This window comes from Desulfosporosinus meridiei DSM 13257, from assembly GCF_000231385.2.
Lineage (GTDB): Bacteria > Bacillota > Desulfitobacteriia > Desulfitobacteriales > Desulfitobacteriaceae > Desulfosporosinus > Desulfosporosinus meridiei.
In genome coordinates this window covers 2,465,487-2,486,041 of sequence record NC_018515.1, presented here as the reverse complement: position 1 = coordinate 2,486,041, position 20,555 = coordinate 2,465,487, and the positions used below count along the sequence as shown (strand labels likewise).

General features: G+C 41.7%; 21 protein-coding genes. 3 read left to right on the top strand and 18 right to left on the bottom strand.

Annotated features, from left to right (window positions below; genetic code table 11):
- Positions 1-34 precede the first annotated feature (34 nt).
- The 13 genes from DESMER_RS11400 to DESMER_RS11350 form a co-directional block, all read right to left on the bottom strand.
- Positions 35-265: a hypothetical protein gene (locus DESMER_RS11400; RefSeq protein ID WP_014903202.1), complete on the bottom strand. Its 231-nt coding sequence runs from the start codon at positions 263-265 to the stop codon at positions 35-37.
- A 608-nt stretch (positions 266-873) separates the two neighbouring features.
- Positions 874-1,023 (bottom strand): hypothetical protein, encoded by a 150-nt coding sequence (locus DESMER_RS23790; protein ID WP_158405967.1) that lies wholly within the window; start codon positions 1,021-1,023, stop codon positions 874-876.
- Between the two features lie 418 nt (positions 1,024-1,441).
- Entirely contained in the window at positions 1,442-2,884 is a 1,443-nt protein-coding gene (locus DESMER_RS11395; protein WP_014903200.1) for a sigma-54-dependent transcriptional regulator, read from the bottom strand.
- A gap of 21 nt (positions 2,885-2,905) precedes the next feature.
- Positions 2,906-4,825, bottom strand: coding sequence for a PAS domain-containing sensor histidine kinase (locus DESMER_RS11390; protein ID WP_014903199.1), 1,920 nt, complete (start codon positions 4,823-4,825; stop codon positions 2,906-2,908).
- A 330-nt stretch (positions 4,826-5,155) separates the two neighbouring features.
- The gene (locus DESMER_RS11385; protein WP_042333701.1) at positions 5,156-5,419 is read right to left on the bottom strand and encodes a DUF362 domain-containing protein; all 264 of its coding nucleotides are present in this window, start codon (positions 5,417-5,419) and stop codon (positions 5,156-5,158) included.
- A 53-nt stretch (positions 5,420-5,472) separates the two neighbouring features.
- Positions 5,473-5,643, bottom strand: coding sequence for a 4Fe-4S binding protein (locus DESMER_RS23030; protein WP_083856478.1), 171 nt, complete (start codon positions 5,641-5,643; stop codon positions 5,473-5,475).
- A gap of 103 nt (positions 5,644-5,746) precedes the next feature.
- Positions 5,747-6,208 carry a MarR family transcriptional regulator gene (locus DESMER_RS11380; protein ID WP_014903198.1) on the bottom strand — a complete coding sequence of 154 codons (462 nt, stop codon included), beginning with the start codon at positions 6,206-6,208 and terminating at the stop codon, positions 5,747-5,749.
- A 333-nt stretch (positions 6,209-6,541) separates the two neighbouring features.
- Positions 6,542-8,104: a glycine betaine uptake BCCT transporter gene (locus tag DESMER_RS11375; RefSeq protein ID WP_014903197.1), complete on the bottom strand. Its 1,563-nt coding sequence runs from the start codon at positions 8,102-8,104 to the stop codon at positions 6,542-6,544.
- Positions 8,105-8,318: 214 nt separating this feature from the next.
- On the bottom strand, positions 8,319-9,119 hold the full coding sequence (locus tag DESMER_RS11370) for a methyltetrahydrofolate cobalamin methyltransferase (protein ID WP_014903196.1): 801 nt from the start codon (positions 9,117-9,119) through the stop codon (positions 8,319-8,321).
- Positions 9,120-9,213: 94 nt separating this feature from the next.
- Entirely contained in the window at positions 9,214-9,846 is a 633-nt protein-coding gene (locus tag DESMER_RS11365; protein WP_014903195.1) for a cobalamin B12-binding domain-containing protein, read from the bottom strand.
- Positions 9,847-9,948: 102 nt separating this feature from the next.
- Positions 9,949-11,457, bottom strand: a complete 1,509-nt coding sequence (caiT, locus tag DESMER_RS11360; protein ID WP_014903194.1) for an L-carnitine/gamma-butyrobetaine antiporter — start codon at positions 11,455-11,457, stop codon at positions 9,949-9,951.
- Between the two features lie 21 nt (positions 11,458-11,478).
- The gene (locus DESMER_RS11355; protein WP_014903193.1) at positions 11,479-12,885 is read right to left on the bottom strand and encodes a trimethylamine methyltransferase family protein; all 1,407 of its coding nucleotides are present in this window, start codon (positions 12,883-12,885) and stop codon (positions 11,479-11,481) included.
- A 225-nt stretch (positions 12,886-13,110) separates the two neighbouring features.
- The gene (locus tag DESMER_RS11350) at positions 13,111-14,565 is read right to left on the bottom strand and encodes a sigma-54 interaction domain-containing protein (protein ID WP_014903192.1); all 1,455 of its coding nucleotides are present in this window, start codon (positions 14,563-14,565) and stop codon (positions 13,111-13,113) included.
- 447 nt (positions 14,566-15,012) lie between these two features.
- Between DESMER_RS11350 and DESMER_RS24450 the strand changes: the two genes are divergently transcribed.
- Positions 15,013-15,210 carry a hypothetical protein gene (locus tag DESMER_RS24450; RefSeq protein ID WP_486598923.1) on the top strand — a complete coding sequence of 66 codons (198 nt, stop codon included), beginning with the start codon at positions 15,013-15,015 and terminating at the stop codon, positions 15,208-15,210.
- A 226-nt stretch (positions 15,211-15,436) separates the two neighbouring features.
- Positions 15,437-16,501 (top strand): hypothetical protein, encoded by a 1,065-nt coding sequence (locus tag DESMER_RS11340; protein ID WP_014903190.1) that lies wholly within the window; start codon positions 15,437-15,439, stop codon positions 16,499-16,501.
- On the opposite strand, the gene DESMER_RS11335 is transcribed toward DESMER_RS11340, so the two are convergent.
- The 5 genes from DESMER_RS11335 to DESMER_RS11320 all read right to left on the bottom strand — a co-directional run bounded on the left by DESMER_RS11335 (position 16,498) and on the right by DESMER_RS11320 (position 19,440).
- Positions 16,498-16,986, bottom strand: coding sequence for a GNAT family N-acetyltransferase (locus DESMER_RS11335; protein WP_014903189.1), 489 nt, complete (start codon positions 16,984-16,986; stop codon positions 16,498-16,500). The two genes, DESMER_RS11340 and DESMER_RS11335, sit on opposite strands and share 4 nt — an antisense overlap.
- Positions 16,980-17,123: a hypothetical protein gene (locus tag DESMER_RS23785; RefSeq protein WP_014903188.1), complete on the bottom strand. Its 144-nt coding sequence runs from the start codon at positions 17,121-17,123 to the stop codon at positions 16,980-16,982. The genes DESMER_RS11335 and DESMER_RS23785 overlap by 7 nt, the downstream gene beginning before the upstream one ends.
- Before the next feature lie 149 nt (positions 17,124-17,272).
- Positions 17,273-18,142, bottom strand: coding sequence for an AAA family ATPase (locus DESMER_RS11330; protein ID WP_014903187.1), 870 nt, complete (start codon positions 18,140-18,142; stop codon positions 17,273-17,275).
- A 286-nt stretch (positions 18,143-18,428) separates the two neighbouring features.
- The gene (locus tag DESMER_RS11325; protein ID WP_014903186.1) at positions 18,429-18,734 is read right to left on the bottom strand and encodes an AzlD domain-containing protein; all 306 of its coding nucleotides are present in this window, start codon (positions 18,732-18,734) and stop codon (positions 18,429-18,431) included.
- On the bottom strand, positions 18,724-19,440 hold the full coding sequence (locus DESMER_RS11320) for an AzlC family ABC transporter permease (protein WP_014903185.1): 717 nt from the start codon (positions 19,438-19,440) through the stop codon (positions 18,724-18,726). The genes DESMER_RS11325 and DESMER_RS11320 overlap by 11 nt, the downstream gene beginning before the upstream one ends.
- Positions 19,441-19,558: 118 nt before the next feature.
- On the opposite strand from DESMER_RS11320, the gene DESMER_RS11315 reads away from it, so the two are divergent.
- The gene (locus tag DESMER_RS11315) at positions 19,559-20,434 is read left to right on the top strand and encodes a LysR family transcriptional regulator (RefSeq protein ID WP_014903184.1); all 876 of its coding nucleotides are present in this window, start codon (positions 19,559-19,561) and stop codon (positions 20,432-20,434) included.
- Positions 20,435-20,555 lie beyond the last annotated feature (121 nt).

The window sequence follows — 20,555 nt, the reverse complement described above, 5'->3', positions numbered from 1 at the left end:
TCAATTATAATATCGTAAAAGATTTCAGTGTCGTTTATTTTTTTAAATTTGTACTTACTCCATCATAAAAAGGACATACCATGGAGTCGGAAAAACATATTTTACTTTTTAGTCCATATCCCCGCTTGGCTAATAATGTTTTATAGCTTCCTTTAACCATCTTTTTTCCAGGATTCATCTGACTTGTACAATAACGGGTGCTTAACCCAGCATCAACAATTCTCGCATCTCCCGTATCCAAAAAAAATGGACAAAAATCGGACAAACTAATTCCTCCTTTCGCCTATTCTTTAACAATTGAAAGATTATAGATTCCATATATTATTCAACACAGGCATGACTAAGTCCTGCAACTATTCAAAATATAATGAATATTCCAAACTAGTTCAATGATTATATTAACGGGTTCCATTATCAGGTGCAAATCACATTGAACATTTGGTTAATATGCATAAAAGACAGCGACTAAATTCAACTTAGCCACCGTCTATTTTATATAGGATAGGCCTTATTAATGAATTCTTATTCATTAATAATAACGTATTTTAAAGCCTCAGTTATTATGTCTTCGATTGAATTTCTTAGCACATTCGCAACAAATAGTTTAAAATTTGCATTTTTCAGAAGCATCAAGGTTGGTCAAAGTTTAGTTTTTTCGGATCACGGAATAGTCTCGTATATTTAACTGAATATATTTCTCTAAATAGCGCAGGCGCATTAATCTTTACATCCTTTTCGCCGAAAGCATTAGGAATAGGATGTTGAATAGTATTAAACAGGCCCTCCATTAATTGAATATTCCAACTTGATACATCCAAAGCAAACTATAAAACATTATGGAAATCAGGGTCCTGAGATCTTACAGTCAATGTTTTAGCATTGCTGTTGCCATCCTTCAGTAAAATACATCTTCCAAAGATCGTCGAGTTCTGAAGATGTTGGCTCAATGTTTGATAAATTATGTTGTATAACTCCAGATGGTACTTCTGAAGATTGTGCATGTGTATTTGGTAAATTATCCATTTTAAATCACCTCTTTTCTTTAACCATATCCCATATTATTTACTATAGATAAGGCAGCTTATACAAAAAGTAAGAATAAATAAGCCTAACCAAGGATTTTGCCCCAACAGACACGGCATACCCGCCGCTTTTGCAGTAGGTATGCCGTGTCTGCCATTTCCGTCACTTTTTCTTTCGTAAGTCCTGTAGTGTTAATTCAAAAATCACACCAATTTTCACATCAAATATCACAATAAAAATAACACGAATCGATGTAAGTCTTATTATCAGTCCTGCGATGCTCTTTTTATCGTAAAATCATTAAAACCTACTTCAAGCGAAATCCAGTCAGATTCTAATTCAAGAACGTTTGTATAAGTTGATAGTACGATAACTTGATTGCCCCACTGACACTCTTCCATCAGAACTAAAGGGTGCTTTACTTCTTACTGGCAGCGTTTTTCTTCATTCTTTCAAGGCGGTAGTAAAGGGCTCGCACTGAAATTCCTAAATGATGGGCTGCTTTTGTTTTGTTGCCATTGTAGATTTTCAGTGCTTCCTCAATCAGATCATCGATGTGCTCGTCAAGGTTAATAGGGTCAGGCGCTAAAGATTTGGTCCCCTTCTTCTCCTCTGTACTCTTGGGCGTAAGATTACTTAGGTGTTCTAAGGTTAACTCTTCATCATCAAACATAAAGGAAACCCATTCCATGGCGTTGCGAAGTTCCCGCACATTGCCCGGCCATGGATAGGACAAGAGAAACTTGGCAGCCGGTTCGCTGATCCTGCTAAAATGTTTTCCCCGGCGTTTGGAAAAGTCTGTTAAAAACATGAGGGTGAGTGGCAGAATGTCATCTGCTCTTTCACGCAAGGGAGGAATTAAGATCCGCCCTACTTTGAGCCTATAGTATAAATCTATACGGAACATACCTTCCTCAATTTGCTTTTCAAAGTCCAAGTTTGCGGTACAAATAATCCGTACATCCGTTTTAATCTTCTTCAAGCCACCAACACGATAGAAACTTTTTTCTTCTAATACACGAAGTAGTTTAGCTTGCAGTTCCAAAGGCAATTCGACTATTTCATCCAAAAACAGGGTGCCGCCGGCGGCAATGTCAAATTTACCTTTTTGCCCTTTGTTCACCCCTCCGGTAAACGAACCGCCCTCGTAACCGAATAACTCACTTTCAAATAGGGTCGGGGAAATAGCAGCACAGTTTATATCCACAAAGGGACCCGGGGTTTCCATATTTCCATAGTGGATGATTCGGGCGATAACCTCTTTCCCCACCCCCGTTTCCCCTTGAATCAAGACAGGTACCGTTCGATCAGTATGATATTGCTGGGCATGCTTGACCAGGTTTTTCATGACATCAGAAAAAACCCCAATATTTTCAATCCCGGCCTGTTTAGCAACCAGTTGCTTTAGTTGGGTTAATTGTTGTTCAGCGTCCCTGGTGGCCACTTTTAACTTCTCATCAAAGTGCTCAGTAAGCACTTTATTTTCATACAGGAGATTCTGGTGTTCCTCAACACGGTCCAGAATCGACGTTAATTCCTCAAAGTTAATGGGCTTGGTTAAATAATCGTAAGCTCCTGCCCTTAAAGCGGAAATGGCCAGAGATACGTCAACAAAACCTGTATAAAGTACCAGGTCTGCTTTGGGTTCTGTGTCTAAGGACTTGATAGCCTCAATCAGTTCGATTCCTGACATACCGGACATTTTTATGTCTGATAATACCATCTGAAAGCGGTTCTCTTTGTAAACTTCCAAAGCTTCTTCGCCGGAATCACACTCGATGATAGTATGACCCTGGAGAGCTAAGTAGTTGGCTAAAAATGACCTGCTCTCCCGCTCATCATCTACCAGTAAAATTTTCACAGCTTATCGCCTCCATGATGCTTAACAACTAGGAAAGGTAATATGAATACACGCTCCGCCACCGGGGTTATTAGCAACTGCAATCGTTCCATTACTTGACATAACAATCGAATGAACAATGGACATTCCCAGGCCCATTGAACTGCTGGCATCCTTGGTACTAAAAAACGGTTCAAATATTTTTTGAGCAATCTCTGGGTCAATCCCTGGTCCATTATCCCTAACAGTTAAGTGGATTTTATGGTCTGCTACCCAGGTACTGATCACGATTTCTTTATGTTCCTGTTTATAGGGTTCTAAGGCCTGTACTGCATTCATTAGTAAGTTTAACACAACTTCCTCAAAACGAACAAAGCAGCCGCAGACAGGTGAAACAGCCTCTAATTTTTTGATGACTTTAATACGCCTTGATAAAATCTGGTTATTGACCAGGGGCAAGGAATGTTCCACCACTTCGTTGATATCACAGGGTACATAATCAAAACTCTGGCGGTATTTAAGGAAGGAACGCAAGTGGTTTACTATGGAATCTATGCGGTCAACCTGCCGGGAAATATTCGTGACACTTTTTATGATCTCTTCTCTAGGCACCTCTTTCCTAGAGTTATAGAGATAGAGGATTGTTTCAGCCAAAACTTTAATGGCATTTAATGGCTGGTTAATTTCGTGAGCAATTCCTCCGCCGATAACGGCTAGGGTGGCAACCCTGGAAGCCCTTTCAGTTGCTTCTCTGGCTTCGGCAATCTTTAATTCCGCTTTTTTTTGGGCAGTGATATCTCGACCCACAGACTGGTATTCCACGATTTCACCATGCTCATTGAGGATAGCCCTGTTCACCCACTGGGTCCAATGAACTTTTCCTTGATTGTCAACAAATCTCGGTTCCGTAACTACAACAGGGTTTTCCGGGGTCAAAGCGTAAACTTTTCTCCTGATTTCCTCCCGGTCATCGGCGCGAATAAACGTAGTAAAATTTTGCCCAATAATTTCTTCCACCGGCTGCCCAATAAATTTGCCAAAGGACCCATTGACAAACGTAAGGGTTCCATCAGTATTAAACCGCCTGATCAGTTCAACCTGATCCTCCACAATTGCCCTGTACCTGGCTTCACTTTGTTTGAGCTGCTCTTCTACTTGTTTTTGGTTGGTAATATCCCTGCCCACGGATTGATACTCAACTATTTGCCCGCTCTCGTTAAAGACAGCTCTATTGGTCCACTGCTGCCAAACAACTTCCCCATTAGATCTGATAAAGCGGCGCTCAGCGATAGCCACCGGGTTATCTTTGTTAAGGGAAAATATTTGCCGTTTTACAGTTTCCCGATCCTCCGCCGGAAATAATTCCATGAAATTATGGCCCAGCAATTCAGCCATGTCCTTACCATAGTATTTGCAGAAGGCACTATTGAGAAAGGTCAGCGTGCCGTCCGGTCGAAAACGCCTGATCAGTTCGATCTGATCTTCCACCACTGCCTGGTAGCGGGCCACACTTTCCTTTAAAGCCAGTTCGGTCTGCCTGTACTTGGTAATATTCCGGGCAATCCCTTGCAGTCTGCCTTCAGAAAGTATATTAATCGTTAATTCACACAAGAAAACAGAGTTATCTTTTCGCCGGCACCACAGTTCTTCAATGATTTTCTTGCCTTCCTTAATAATAGAAACCAGATCATACCCATTATTCAGGCTATCCGTAACAATTAACTCAAGGAGATTTTTCTCTTTAAGTTCCTCCTTCGCATAGCCAAACATTGAACAGAGGCAGGAATTTATGTTTATCAGGCGGTATTCCCAATCAGTTACAAAAATGCCCACACCGGCTTGATCGACTAATACCCGGTATAATTCATTGCTTTGATGATAGGACTCCATTTTTTGGGATATATCTATAGGTTGATTAGCAGCGAGTTTAAAATTCATTTTTCGTCTGTATTGTCTTGACATTTACATAAAACTCCTTTGAGATGACAGTGAGAATGCTTTATACGAAGACACTGTCTTCGCACGGTTTAAACCTTCTTGCAGTCTAAATAGAAATTCGCTATTTATCTCCTCAAACCCTTTAACATAACCGATTCCAATGAAAAGACCATTGTGATTAATTATATATTTAACTGAAACTATAAGTCCTGAAAATATCTAAAGAGTAAAAGCACCTGCTTAATTTTACAGGTGCCCCTAATACTCAAAACTACTATATCGGGATGCAAAACGTAAGAAGCAAACACCGTTATTGGCGTTTGCTTCTTACGTTTTGGATTAACTATTAGAAGATTAAACAGAATCCAACCTTTGTATTGCCTTATACTTGCACCACTTCGCACAGGTTCCGCATTTTATGCACTTTTCTTCATCAATTACATAGGCTGCTTGGCCACGTTCTCCGCTGATCGCCCCGACCTTGCAGACTTTTCTACATCGGTCGCAGCTCCGGCATTCCTCAGCGTTAATCTGATACTGATAGAGAGCAGTGACTGGATTTATTTTCGGCTTCTCTTCTGCATTCCTAGTGAGACGAGACAGTATATTCTTTAGCATCTTGCCCCTTCTTTCTCTTTCTTTAATCCAGGATCGCTCTCTTTTCCAATGGCTTACTTCTCGGATTCAATGACTCTCGCTGTGGTTTTGATTTTAGCCTTCCGGCTATCAGCACTGGGGTTCAAAAATACTGATGTTATGGCTTTGGTCGGGCAATTCTTTTTGCACTTGCCGCAACGGATGCATTCTATGTGGTTCGGTGTTTTATAGGGTTCAATATCCATTTTACAAACATTCAGACATACTCCGCATTGGGTGCAGTGGGCTTGATTGACCCTTGTATTGGCCCGTTATTCTCGTAGCGCCATTTTCTCTCATGAAACAGCATTAATTTTCATCCATCTGATCAGCCGATTCACAGTCAAATAGAACGCTAATTTCTGTAAAGAACCGTAATAATGTAGCCTGTTCATCGTCGCTGTAGTGTTCTAAAAAGGCTAACCACTCTTGACGTGCTTTGTTGTGAATTTTTTTATGCTGGTCATAGACAGTCTTTCCTTGCTCAGTTAGTTGAAAATAAATTTCTTTGTTATTGTCCGGCTCCTGGTAGCTCTCTATTAAGCCCTTCCCCATTAACCTTTTGCTGATTCTGCTGATGCCTCCCCGCGTCAGGCCCATCTTTTCGGAAATTTTTGTGACATTTGGATGGTCAATCATACCAATCCAGTCAATACAGTGGACTTCCGCAAAGCTGAGTTCAGCCAACAGTCCCTCTTGTTTATGTTGGAGTAAGTCCGAGTTCTCCTGTATTTTCATAAAAATGTCTAAGATTCTCAGAGCTTGATTCATGTGGTCTCTCCTTTTTGTTGACGGTGTAACAATAACGTATCACAATTTTGTTTCGTCGTCAACAAAAAAGGTTTTGCAAGAATAGAGGGCACAACGGACTTTCCCGCTGTGCCACTCTCTCGCCGAAGCGTTACTGGTTGATATCGCTCCATCCTTTTCTCGTCTCGGACAGACAATTTGACAGGGTTCTTCACACAAGTGTGAAACAATCTGAGAAAAGCTTACTGCATCATGGTAGGTTCTGAAGGCAGCATTAAAACTACCTCGCTGCACTTTCCTCATGAAATCCCGACATCGAGCTGAAAAGGACAAACAGCCAAGTACTGCGGCAAACTAAAGATTAGCTGCTTTGCCTTCGTTGCTTGCCTTTAGATCGTAATTTGCCTGATTATGATTACTTTTGCCTAAAGCTTTAAGCAAGCTCACAACCATTAGGATCATAATTACCATGAAAGGAAAACTAAATACAAACGAGACCGTTTGAACTGCGGAAAGTCCACCGGCGATGAGGAGCATAGCGGCTAAAGCTCCTTCCACAACACCCCAAACGATTTTTAACCGGTTATCCGGGTTAAGCTCTCCACCAGAAGTAAACATACCGATTACGAATGTGGCGGAGTCAGCAGAAGTGATGAAGAATATAGACAGTAATATCATCGTAAGTACTGCCATCAGGCCACCTAAGGGGAAATGACTCAACATTACGAAAATACCACTGGGGACATCCTTAGCAACGGCGGCACCAATTCCTCCACTGCCATACAGTTCGATGTAGAGAGCGCTGCCGCCTATGATGCTAAACCACATTGCACTTAACAAAGTGGGAGCAATAAGTATACCTACCATGAATTCACGAATAGTTCTACCTTTAGAAATCCGGGCAATAAAGCTTCCTACAAAAGGAGCCCAAGTGATCCACCAGGCCCAGTAAAAAACTGTCCAAGAGCCGATCCAGTCATATCCAGTATGTTTGGCAACTATGCCCTGAGTATCCACAAAGAAGCTCAAAGAAACAATGTTTTGCAGATAACTACCTATCGATTCGGTGAAAACATTCAGGATGTATCTTGTTGGGCCAATGAATAAGAGGAAAAACATCAGCAGGAAGGCAATAACCATATTGGTATTGCTGAGGAATTTAATACCCTTATCAATTCCGGTAACAGCTGAGATGGTAAACAAACCAGTGATGATTGCGATTAACACAAGCGCTACAGTGGTGGTGTTAGGAATACCGAATTGAAAACTCATTCCTGTGGTAAGCTGTTGGGCACCCAGCCCGAGGGAAGTTGCAACTCCAAATAGAGTTACAATAACGGCAATGGCATCAATGATTTTACCGATAGGGCCTCTGATGCCTTTTTCTCCAATTAGAGGGTAGAGCGTGGAGCTGATCAGGCCAGGCAGACCTTTACGGAATTGAAAGTAAGCCAGGGCAAGGGCAACCACGGCATACAAAGCCCAAGGATGCAGTCCCCAGTGGAAAAGTACCGTACGCATAGCAATGGTGGCAGCCTCGGGAGTCTTGCTGTCCGCGAAAGGGGAAGTGTCAAAATGCATAATCGGCTCGGCTGCGCCCCAGAACACCAGGCCGACTCCCATGCCCGCTGCAAATAGCATGGCAAACCAACTTCCGCGGCTGTATTCAGGTTCTTCATCGTCTTTACTGAGCTTGATATTGCCATATTTGCTTACTGCCAAACCAATACAAAAAACAACAAACATAGCCGCTGTTAACATGTAGACCCACCCAAGGTTCTTGGTAAAAAAAGAGAAAACTGTATTAAAAATTTTTGAAACACCAGAAGGAGTCACCAGTGTAGCAACGACAAATGCGGCTGAAATTATCAGTGAACTCCACAGAATCGGTTTATCTACTTTGCTTACACTTTTCATATATGCCTCCAATTATTTATTTTTATATCTTAACTTAAATAATTTGAAACAATTGTTTGGGTTGAGCTGCAGTACGCCAGACTTGTACCTCCAGCAGACAAATGCAAAATGAAATTGCATCTTTTGCAATTTCACTTTGCATTTGTCTGCTCGTTTTACAACAAAGTATCAATATCTCCAGACCACTTCTCATTGCTTGCTTAAGATCTACTTATCAAGCTTCGTAGAGGCCTTTACGATGAGCTTTTAAATAATTCATACAATAGGAATCTAGGCCCAATAAGGCCTGAGAAGCATAAATTGCTCCCATCATCTCTTTATCGGTTGGATTAAGAATATAACCATCCATACCCATGGTCATGGTCTGTACGACGAATAATCTGTTTAATATCTTACGGTTGGGAAGTCCATAGGAAACGTTGCTGAGACCACAAGTAAAATGCACCTTAGGGTATGATAGTTTAATAAATTTTATCGACTCTAATACTTCGATACCGGCTTTTTCCACGGCACTAATCGGTTTAACCAGCGGGTCAAAGTAAATATTTTCGTCAGGAACACCGGCTTCAGTAAGTTTTTGATAAAGACTCTTGGCCACTCGCAGGCGATCCTCGCCGGTTTCCGGCATTCCGGTATCATCCATGCATAAGGCGACAATTTTAGGATTGTATTTAACTGCTAATGGCAAAATACTCTCAAAACGTTCCTTCTCATCAGAAATGGAGTTAATCATGGGCTGGCCATATTTAACAAGTCTTAAACCGGCCTCAATGACTTTCGGATCAGGGCTGTCAATACTGAGGGGAGCCTCAACTGCTTCCTGTACAGTATCAACCAGCCATTCCATGATCTCAACTTCATTATTAACCATTGTTCCACAGTTGACGTCAATATAATTAGCTCCAGCTTCCAACTGTTCTCTGGCCACTTGTTGAATATAATTGGCATCTTTCATTTTTACTGCTTCTTTAATCGCTTTTCTACTCGTATTGATAAGTTCTCCTATAATTAACATCTCTTAGCCCGCTTTCTAATATTTTTTCATTAATTGCTCCAAATTTAAAAAGGGATCAGGCAGTTATATTGCTGCCTGAACCGTATTCATTCAGCTAAACCGCGAGTTTCTCGCATAGTTCCTTGGCGGACATAGCATCCGAGGCATAACCGTCTGCACCAATTTGGTTGGCAAAATCTTGGGATAAAGGAGCTCCACCCACAATAACTTTTATGTTCTCACGTAAACCTGCTTCCGTAAGGGCATCGATAGTATCCTTCATGGCAATCATAGTTGTCGTTAAAAGAGCAGACATTCCAATGACTTGGGGATTATATTCCTTTGCTGCCTCAACAAATTTATCTGCCGAGACATCGACACCTAAATCTATTACCTTGAAGCCGCCGCTTTCTAAGATCATGGCTACTAAGTTTTTACCGATGTCATGAAGATCCCCGGCTACAGTTCCAATGATGACGGTTCCTTTAGAAGGAATATCCACATCATTAATCAAAGGCTTCAGTAATTCCATGCCCACAGCCATGGCTCTGGCAGCCATCATTACTTCCGGCACAAACATCTCTCCTGCTTTAAACTTAGGTGCTACGATGTCCATACCTGCGATTAATCCTTGGTTGATGATTGCTAAGGGATCCGTCCCATTATCGATAAATTCCTTGGTGATTTGCCCGGCACTGCCAAAGTCTCCTCGAAAGACGGCCTCTGCTAATTTAGTGAAATCGCTCATTATTATTTCCTCCCATTTCTCTTGAATTTAAATGCCTTTTATTCTTCAAATCATCGATTTTTTTTGATCATTCCCTCGGATTTTTATCCCAGGACACAATCCTTAATCCCACTGTTTGGGTCCCTTCAGAAATCCATAGAATATTAAACCCATAATGATCATTGTAGGAAACGATCCGGCTGTAGCAGATGTCTGCAGTGGTTTAAGACCACCTAAAAACATTAGGGTTAGGCTTAGACAGCCAAGAATGACTGCCCAGACTATCCTGCTCAATTTACCTGGCTCTTCTCCATACTTCAGTTCTTTTGACGAAACCATTGCTAAAGTATAGGCCACGCTATTTATAACATTAGCCGTAGAGATAAAAATCAAAATCACGAAAATTGGCAGGACAATCATACTTAATGGCAGCGTATTCCAGATTTCAACAACAGCCCTTTGGGCCCCAAAATCGTTAAAGATTTTTGTTACGTCTATAACCTGGTCATTAAAGATCTGAATACTGTAGTTGCCTAGCACGGCAAAATAGAGATAAGCGCTTAGTACTCCGGAAAATGTAGCTCCCAAGGCAAATTCGCGCACAGTACGTCCTTTGGATATGCGTGCCAGATAGATACCTGTACTGAGGGCAAAGGACATAAACCAGGCATAGAAGAAAATGGTCCAACCTTGGGGGAATCCGGTCTGCAGGTGGGCATCTGTATACAAACTCATCCGCATAAAATTATTCAGGGAAATGCCTAAGGCATCAAAAAAATTGTTTAACATGAATGTTGTTGGCCCAACAAGTATAATAAAAATCAACAAACCATATCCCAAATAAACTCGGACATTACTGAGAAAGGCAATACCTTTTTCTAGGCCTGAATATACGGAAATCGTGAAAATGATCGTCCAGATTACGATGATGGCTGCATCCAACCCCAGGGTATGCTGAATGCCGGATATCTTGGTAATTAGTTCACTAATAATCGGAGTTCCTAAGCCAATTGAGGTACTAACCCCTGCTATAACTCCAATCATATAGAAGATGTCAATTACCTTGCCGGCAGCTCCACTCGCATGTTTACCTAAGAAAGTTTCACAGGCCGTACTGGGGCGAAAAACCTCTTTCTTCTGAACAAAGAAGAAATAGCCAAACACAACTCCAATTGCTACATAAAGTCCATACCCCCCTATTCCCCAGTTAAAGAGACTGTAAGCCATGGACCAATCCCAGGCCTCGGGGGAAAAGGGCTCAAGTCCAAAGGGTGGCCCGGAGAGAAAGTAATAAAATTCAATGGTGGCCCAAAAAAATATAGTGCCGGTGGTACCAGCTGTGAAGAGCATTCCCAGCCAGGTTAAGGTGCTGAATTCCGGCTTTTCATCCCCAAATCTCTTTTTGGCATATTTGCCGAAAATAAAGTAAAGAATCAGCCCAATGTTAGCCAGGACAAATATCTCGTATGTCCAGCCAAGCTTACCGGTTACCACTGCAAAGACACTGTTGACGGCATTATTACCTGCTTCAGGATTTAAAACGATTAAAGCACAAAGCAGTACAATCGCCAGCAATGGAGGCCAAAACAACATATGGTCGATTTCGGCTTGATTATTGCTTTTGTCATTCATATTTCTACACCTCTGTCAGATCTATTTGTCTATATATTTTCTTAACGCGGCATCCACATCTTTGTCCAAAACAGGTTCTACGTACTCATTAAGCAGTTTCTTCCACCGGGCATTAGCTCTCTTTTCTGCAGTAAGAGCACCTTCCGCTTCCCACTGGGTGGGATTATTGCGATCGCTCAGGATTGGCTGGTAGAATTCTTTGCGGAAATGGGTAAAGGTATGGACATGGGTGAGGAATTGGCCCTGAGGACCGACTTCCTTGGTGACGTCAAAGGCTAGGGTCTCTTCATTGACGACAACACCCTGACCAATACGGCGAATCATACCAATAATTTCATCATCAATCATCATTTTTTCCAGTGAAACAGTGTTATAGGTGTCGATGATACCGGCACTGTGAAGAATGAAATTGCCACCAGCCATTTGGGCCATACTCAAGGTAAGCATAGATTCATATGCCGCCTGAGCATCTGCACATTTACTGTCGGAAAGAGCACCGCTGATCCGGCAAGGAAGGTTATAGAATTTGGCTAACTGACCATTGATAAGGGAAAATATTGCATCTTCCGGAGTACCGATAGCGAGAGAACCGTTACGCATTTCTGCATTGGAAGAGGAGGCGGAATAGATAATAGGAGTTCCTTCACTGACCAACTGGGCAAGAACTATACCGGCAAGTACTTCGGCATTTTGAAGGGCTACAGTACCTGCGATAGTGACGGGGGTCGTTGCACCGGCAATACAGAGTGAGTTCACTAACTGCGGCTGTCGATATTCTGCATAGGCAATAATAGCCCCTGCCATTTTGTCATCATAACTAAGAGGGGTTAAGGTACAGGGAATGCCCACTGCAACGGGTTTTTCCTTGATTACCTCTAGGCCGCCAAAAACGATTGCAGCCATTTCTATGTTCCTTTTTGTCATCTCATAACCTAATACGGTAGCCATCAATGGTTTGTCACTGTGTTTCAGTGTCTGGTAAACCATCTCCAGACTGCGAACATTTGCATCCACGTCTTGTGGTTCACAGGGAATGTGGCTCATTATGTCAATGTTATCCATTTTGTGTTCGAGCTTGCAGAGGTTAATAAAATCATTCAACTCTGCGAAACGGCGGCCGTTGTCCATATCCATGATAAAGGGTGAACCATAAGGACCAACAAATGCTGTTCTCTGAGTGTTAATTAAAACATTCTTTGCGGGATTCCTGGCGTAAAGAGTAAAAGAAGAAGGAGCTTTTTTTATTTCTCTTTCCACCATATCTTTGGGAAAATAAACTCTTTGCCCATCAACCTTGGCCCCTCCTTTGGACAGGATTTCCCGGGCCGGGGCATAACTGAAAATCACCCCCACCTCCTCCATGATCCGTAAGCTTGTTTCATGAATTTGTTCGATTTCATTTTGTGATAAAATCTGATACCTTTGCATGACTGCATTCCTCCTTAACTTTTAATGGCAACTGCAATTTGATATACGCAATATTCATGCCAGTAAAATATTATGAATTATGCCATAATTGCGAACTTAAGCTTATACATTTGACTAAAATTGTTTATAATTTAACATTATTGTTTAAGATTGTTTGGTGTTTTTAAAAATAAACAAGCCTGCCAAGAGAGGCAGGCTTGTTTATAATGCAATGTAAATTGCTAGCTATGTTATATTATATTTTTTAATCCTATACATAAGAGACTGACGATGCATCCCTAATTGTTTGGCGGTTTTGGAAACATTCCCTTTATTCTCTATTAGGGCTTCTATAATCTCTTCTTTTTCTTTCTGATAAATTGTTGAAAATACGCCGTTCTTTTCCTGCGAAGGATATTTAAGATGTTTATTATTTTCAATCGACATTTTTTGGATGTAACCACCAGTGGTAACATTATTTCCGGAAAGTAAATAAGCGGGTAAATGCTTTATTTTGATTTTAAGATCTTCATCGGTAACTAAGTTCATTGCTGCTTCTAAGCAATGCTTTAACTGGCGGACATTACCGGGCCAAATAAAATTCATAAAGAAACGTAAAACTTCCTCATCAAGGCCCAAAATATGTTTTTGGAAGCTCTCATTATACAACTTAATATAATGATTAGTTAGTAAAAGAATATCACTTTTGCGGCTGGCCAAGTTAGGGATCATAATATTCACTACGGCCAAGCGATAAAAAAGGTCTTCCCTAATCTGCTTTTTACGGATTGCATCCTCTGGGAAAACGTTACTGCTGCTGATAATACGGGCATTGATCTTGATTCGCTGTTTGCTCCCAAGATGTTGAATTTCTTTTTCCTCCAAAGCCCGAAGCAGCTTTGACTGAGAAAATAGAGGCATGGAATTGATTTCGTCTAAAAACAATGTTCCTCCTTCAGCCTCTTCGAAAAGTCCTTTCCGTTCCACTGCCCCGGTATAAATACCCTTAGAAGTTCCAAAAAGAATGCTTTCCAGCAAGGTTTCCGGAATAGCTGCACAATTTATCGCCAGAAATGGACCATCTTTCCGTTTACTGTTTTGATGGATACAGCGCGCGAAGAGTTCTTTGCCGCTACCCGTTTCTCCGGTGAGAAGAACTGGGGAGTCGCTTCTTGCCGATCTTATTGCCATATCTTTGCATTCCTTGAAAAGAGGATGCTCTCCGATGAGACGATTAAGTCCGCCCATATCTTGGCGAGATCCCTCGAGATCATCCTCATTGGGCAAATATATTTTTTTTTGAAGAATGATATTTTGTTCTATAACCTCCATTAACTGAGTCACATCTTTTTGGATTGTATAAGCCCCCACTTTTTCCCCTTCAAAAAAAACAGGACGGGCATTACAAATCTGATAAACTTCCCGACCATTAACAATATAGCGAAAAGCTTTATCTACCACAGGTTTTTCCGTAGTCAAAGCCAACAACATCGGGCTGGTTCTCCCGTCTAAGCTATAGGCCTCTCCTACAGTGCGGCCATAGAGTTCTTCATTGGTATACCCATCCAGTCTCTCGGCCACTTTATTGATATAAAGCAATCGGCCATTAACATCACAAAAGTATACAGCTTCGTCAAGGGTTTCTAAAATGTCACCAAAAAACGGATATTGATTTATAATATCCTTGAACCTAGTCTCCATACCTTCACCTCAATCATATCACTTGATGTTCGGAAGAGGATTTATAGCTCATTGGTTTGTGTAAGGTCCCTTAAGTCAATGGGTGTAAAGGCTGCATTATGCTCGGCCTGAATCTGCTTAGATCCCTCAATCTTTTAATTCCTTTGGACTGAATACCCTGTCGTTCTTGTGATTTTAAGTTTATATAATAAAGGGCCTTTATTCAAGCTTTTCTGAGGCTAAATATGCTGCAGAAGAGCTGTGGTTGTAATCAAGATGATACTCGCCGAATTTGCAGCTTTAATAAGAGCAAAGCAACGAGGAGGGTCTTCAAATGAATGCTAATGTAGTGAAATTCTCAAGGACCAAATGTGGCTTTTAAGTACATATTCGGATGAGCCGAATGCCGTACCAGTAGCTTTCAAGGACGTTACCGATGACGGCAAACTAGTAGTAGGTGATGTGTTTTTGGAAACTACAATTTCCAACATTAGAGAAAATGGTAAAATTGCCATCTCTGCCTGCAATGAAAGAACCATGGAAGGATATCAAGTCAAAGGTAACCATCATTCATTGTTTTCATTTTTCGCAGAACTTCTTATATTTCTTGCCGCTGCCGCAAGGGCAGGGATCATTTCGACGGCGGCGGTTTGGAATCTCCATTGATCATAATGGTTATCTGCAACAATTTCGATTGTTACATGATCAGACAGCGGCGATTTGATAAAGCTCCTTTAAGTATTGATATCTCTTGCTTGGATCCGGCGATGGGCTATGCTAAACTAATTGTAAAAAAATTTTAAACAAGGATTCATTTAACAGTCGAATGATTCATCACAGAATGCCATTAAGATACGTGACAAACCCCACTAAAATCATAAAGGAGACTTCCATGAATTTTCAAGTATTACAAAACCAATTATCCCAAATCAAAGAACTGGTCGTCATCAGCAGAAATGCGGAGCTTGACGGTTTAATCTGTCATATCATGGGTATGGTGCGCCGTGACGATGGTAATTTGCAGATGTTGATTTTGCAGTATGACGAGGCGTATCGAGAAAGGCTGGAGATTGCAGAAATTGCAGTATTGACCGCTTCCCCTGGGGAACCGATTACTAACCGCATCGACCAGCGGGGTGACAGGAATCTGAAACCCACCCTGCGTTTTAACAGCGTAGAAAAAGTAAGCTTTGGTGACTTGGAACTGACGACCAATGAAAGTGGCTATGGCAAATGCGGGAAAGAGCAGTGGGATAAGGTAGCCTTGTTTACCCAATTTCTCTTAAAGGGCTGGAGTCCGGTGGGGATTGATACCCAGGATATTGGCGCTATGTTTTTGACGAATCTGACTTTCGTAGGTACGTATGAGGCCATTCCGACGTTTGATATCGAAGCACCCATTCGTTTTTCCATGCGCCGGGACAGCATACGTCATCTGGTGGAAAAGCCTGTGACTTTGACTGTCGGCAGCGAGTACCCAGACAAGCTGTACTTTACGGACAAGGTAAGCGGAGAGCAGCATTGGGTGCAGATTAACAGCGTTACCCTCTGCGACATGTGGATGGAGATGTCGAAGATATTTGATAATCACCGGCTGAAGGAACAAGTATCTCCGGAGGAACTGGCCCGGAGTAAAGCGGAATTTGAGGAGCGCTTTTCTGGAATCTGCCCTAAAGGGATGTTCTATCCGGTTATTAGGTATGAGTGTGAGGAGGATATCTTCCTAGAGTTTTATAGCAAGCTCTGGCTGGATGCAGAACCAATCCATAAGAACAGCGCTCTGAGCTTCTTCATGAAAACTGACGAACCCATAGGGAAACTGGGAATGAAACTGAAAGCGGCTATGATACAGGAGCCAATGATGGCGAATACCGTAAACATTGAAGCAGAGCTGTTCCAATATAGTCAGATTGGTAAAGCCGAGGATATCGTGATAGCTAAGAATGTCTATATTTAGATTTTCAATTCAAATAAGGCAACCGTTCTTCCTTTAATGCTCGATGGCACTTCACCTTTATATTTTGCGCCCATTTTTTCATAAAAGCCTTTTGCGTAAGGATCGGACAATACAAATAAGCCGTCTATATTCCCTTTAATGCATATGCTTTTTGCTGCGCTAATTAACTGTGTCCCAATTCCCCAACCTATAAACTCCGGCGAAATAAAAATATGTTCCAGCCAAAAGCCCTTTTTAAGCAGTACATTGCCAACCATAAAATCCTCTTGAACTTCCAAGACTGAGAAATACCCAATTATTTGGCCATTCTCTTCAGCCACGTATACATAATTATCCTTAATATAATCAGCGGTAATGGTCAGCTCTGTTTTCCAGATATCAAAATAGGCTTCAGGATAATTCCAATATCTCTTTGCCGCAAACGAAATCTTTGTTAAGACGTCGCATTCACTTTCTTCAGCAGGCCTAATCGCGATATTTACCATTTTGTCTCACTCCTTTCACGGCGAGAACTAATTAAAGTTGAGCCATTCCCCTGAATACCAAACCATTTTCGAACATGCTCTTTGTTCAGCCATTTCTCAACCAGCGGTATATCCTGGGTATTCATTTTTCTGAGCATCAAGTCCTCCCTACCCATACAGTTCTTGATGACTCCCTTCTTATCTAAAATATAATTTTTCCCCCATCTAACCAAGGGCAGTCATGGACGCGGGTCCTTTGATACTTACATGATTCACATGAGCTATACTGAATAATTCACAGCCCGATTTAGTCTGGAATTTTTGAGAAGTCTTCTTCATATCGTTTAAAAAACTCATAGTATGTCTGCACATTTTCCAATTTCGTCCACCGTTTAACATCTACGGGATTTTCGTCTAGATCATATATTTTTGCTCCCCGCAAGGCAAGTAAAAATGGCGAATGGGTTGAGATAATAAACTGGCAGTTCCAAAATCGTGCGGCATCCTCAATGAATTTCATTAATTCCATTTGCCGTTTGGGAGCCAGACTGTTTTCTGGCTCGTCCAATATATAAAGTCCATTGTCAGTAATTTTTTCGGTAAAGTACAAGAAAGCACTTTCCCCATTGGAATATTCCCGTACATTAGACATCAGTTTTTTTCTCACAAATCGAGACTGTGTTTTACTTCTAGCCATATTTACTGTTTTAAGCAGCTCATAATCGGAAAGGGATTTCATCTGAAATTGAGAATACTTGGCATCCAAATATTCTTCGAAAAGTTTATCCCGTTTTTGGTCAATACCTTCGTTGAGATTACGGACATTCAGCATATAGTCAAATACATCATCACTGGTAATAATTCTGCTGTTTTCGGGAATATCGGCCTCCAGGTGCATCCCGCACATATTAGTATAGTCGGAATAAAAATTAGATTTATTATAAATAGAATCTCGATTGATGCCTGTTTTTTCTGCAATCACATTTAAGGCCGTGGATTTTCCTGAACCGTTCCCGCCATATAAAATCGTAATCGGCTCAAAATCAATTCTCTCAAAATTATGTCTGGATAAAACCCTAAATGGATAAAACACGTCATAGCATGTTCTTTTTACCTTTAGGAAGAAATCGAATTCCATCTCGTCATTGGGAAATGTAAAAATACTTAAGTAAACCATTGTTCCCTTCCTTCCACTAATACAATAAAAGGCTGACATTCTGTCAGCCCCATGATGCCACATAATTTAAAGTTAAGTCTGTCCTCTCCGGTCATGTCTGTAAAGGTACTTAATTATAGCATATTATCTAAGCAGGAATTAACTTCAGGGAGATTACCAACGGATTTTCGAAAGGGGTGCATAATTCCTCCGAGAGCTTAAGGAAAAACACCGGGAAATGCGATGCTCAGTTTTTCTATACTCCGGGGTTATTGGGAGGGATAGTGAGCGGAAGCAATAAACAGGTTTATACCATCAACTCAACAATAAAGACCGATAAACAAGCCATGATAGATACCTTGAATAGACTGCCACCGCGATAGGCCAAGATTAAGGCCGTGCCGAATCCTGCCAGGGCGGACCACAGGTTTGCCGTTGCACTTAAGATCGCGGGAAAGGTCATCACCGCCAGAGTGACATAGGGAACATAATATAGAAAGGATTTGAGATAAACATTCCTGATTTCCTTACGCATGAAAATCAAGGGTATCAGTCTGATCAAATATGTAACTCCCGCCATGACGAGAATATAGAGATAGATATTACCGCTCATGGGCAGCCTCCTTCACCGGAAACAGAAGAGCCGCAATTCCTGCTATCGCTACCGTTAAGATAATGATTTTAAATCCCTGTGAGATTTGACTAAGGATGGGTAGTTGGGCAAACAGCAAACTCAGCAGCATGGATGAGATAATGATTCCCGTCAATAGTTTGTTTCCTTTTACCGGCGGGACAATCACAGCGATAAACATCCCGTAAAGGGCGACACTTAAGGCGCTGATGATCCTTGCGGGCAAAATTTCCCCTGAAACAACACCGCAAAAGGTACCCAGCATCCAGCCCGGTATACTAACGCTCATCAGACCGTAATTGTAGAAAGGGTTCAGTTTACCTTCTTTGCAAACGGATACCCCGAATATTTCATCCGTAACGCCGAAGGCCACCAGAAAGCGATGAGGCCAGCCTGCTCCTGCCTCGAACTTTTGAGATAATGAACAGGACATCAGACAATATCTTAAATTAATGATTAGTTGGGTCAGGGCCATTTCCAGATAAGTCGCGGAAGTCCCGATTAAAGCCAAAGCTCCGAATTGTCCGGCTGAGGTCAGGTTGACTGCTGACATGAAGACGGCCTGAAAGGGCGTCAGCCCGGCCTTCTTCGCCACAATGCCAAAGGTAAAAGAAACCGCGAAGTAGCCGAGAGCGATGGGGATACCGTCTTTAATCCCGTTTTTCCAGGGGATAATCTTGTTGCTCATTGAAACTTACCTCTGATCTATCATTATATTTGTTTCATCATACTCTCCCCTCTTGACATAAGTAAAACGAATTTCCATAATGAATATATAAGTTTTTCTAATGTATATGAGGTAAGCAATGAACCGCTATCAAGCTTTTATGAAAATCATCGAAACAGGAAGTTTTACCAAAGCTGCTGAGGAACTCGGTTACACCCAATCTGCTATCAGCCAGATGGTACGCTCCCTAGAGGAGGAACTCTCCACCATACTCTTTTTGCGTTCTCGGAAAGGGATCTCTCTGACGCCTGATGCCGAGGAATTCCTGCCTTACATTAAAGGGGTACATAATTCCCTCCGAGAGCTTGCGGAAAAACACCGAGAAATGCAAGGACTGCAAACAGGGATTATTCGCATCGGCACCTTCTCAAGTATTTCCAGCAATTGGCTGCCTGATTTAATCAGGGATTTTAAAGCCAGGTACCCTTCGGTATGCTTTGAGCTTCACCAAGGGGAGTATACCAGCATTGCCCAGTTGATTAAAGAAGGGAGCGTGGATTTCGGCTTTGTCAATCCCGATGCTCAAGCTGTATCCGAACTCAAGACCATCCCCCTTCAACAAGACGAAATGCTGGTGGTGGTGCCCAAAAACCACCCCTTAACGCTGAAAAAGAAAACTTTACTTCAGGACCTGGTCAATGAAGCCTTTATCCTCTTGGATGAAGGTCAATTAAGCGTGCCCTTGGAGTTTTTTAAACGGGAAAATCTCCATCCCAACGTCCAATACCGTGTTCATGATGACTATACGATTATGTCCATGATTGAAAGCGGCTTGGGAATATCTATTCTGCCGAAATTAATCATTAGCAGGTCCCCTTATCGTATCTCAACCTTGGAGCTGTACCCGCCCATTGTCCGTACCATCTCCCTGGCCTTTAAAAACAAGAAGGTATTGCCCATTGCCAGCCGCTACTTTATGGATTTTATTGTCGAGCAGTATGGGAGGATAACCTAAGTCACCTGCTAAATTTAATGAGCGGCCTGTTTAATCGTATACGTTTTACGATTGAACAGGCCGCTCATTTCGTGTCAGGAATCAGCCCTGCTGAACTCAACTTCATTTACTGAATAGACCG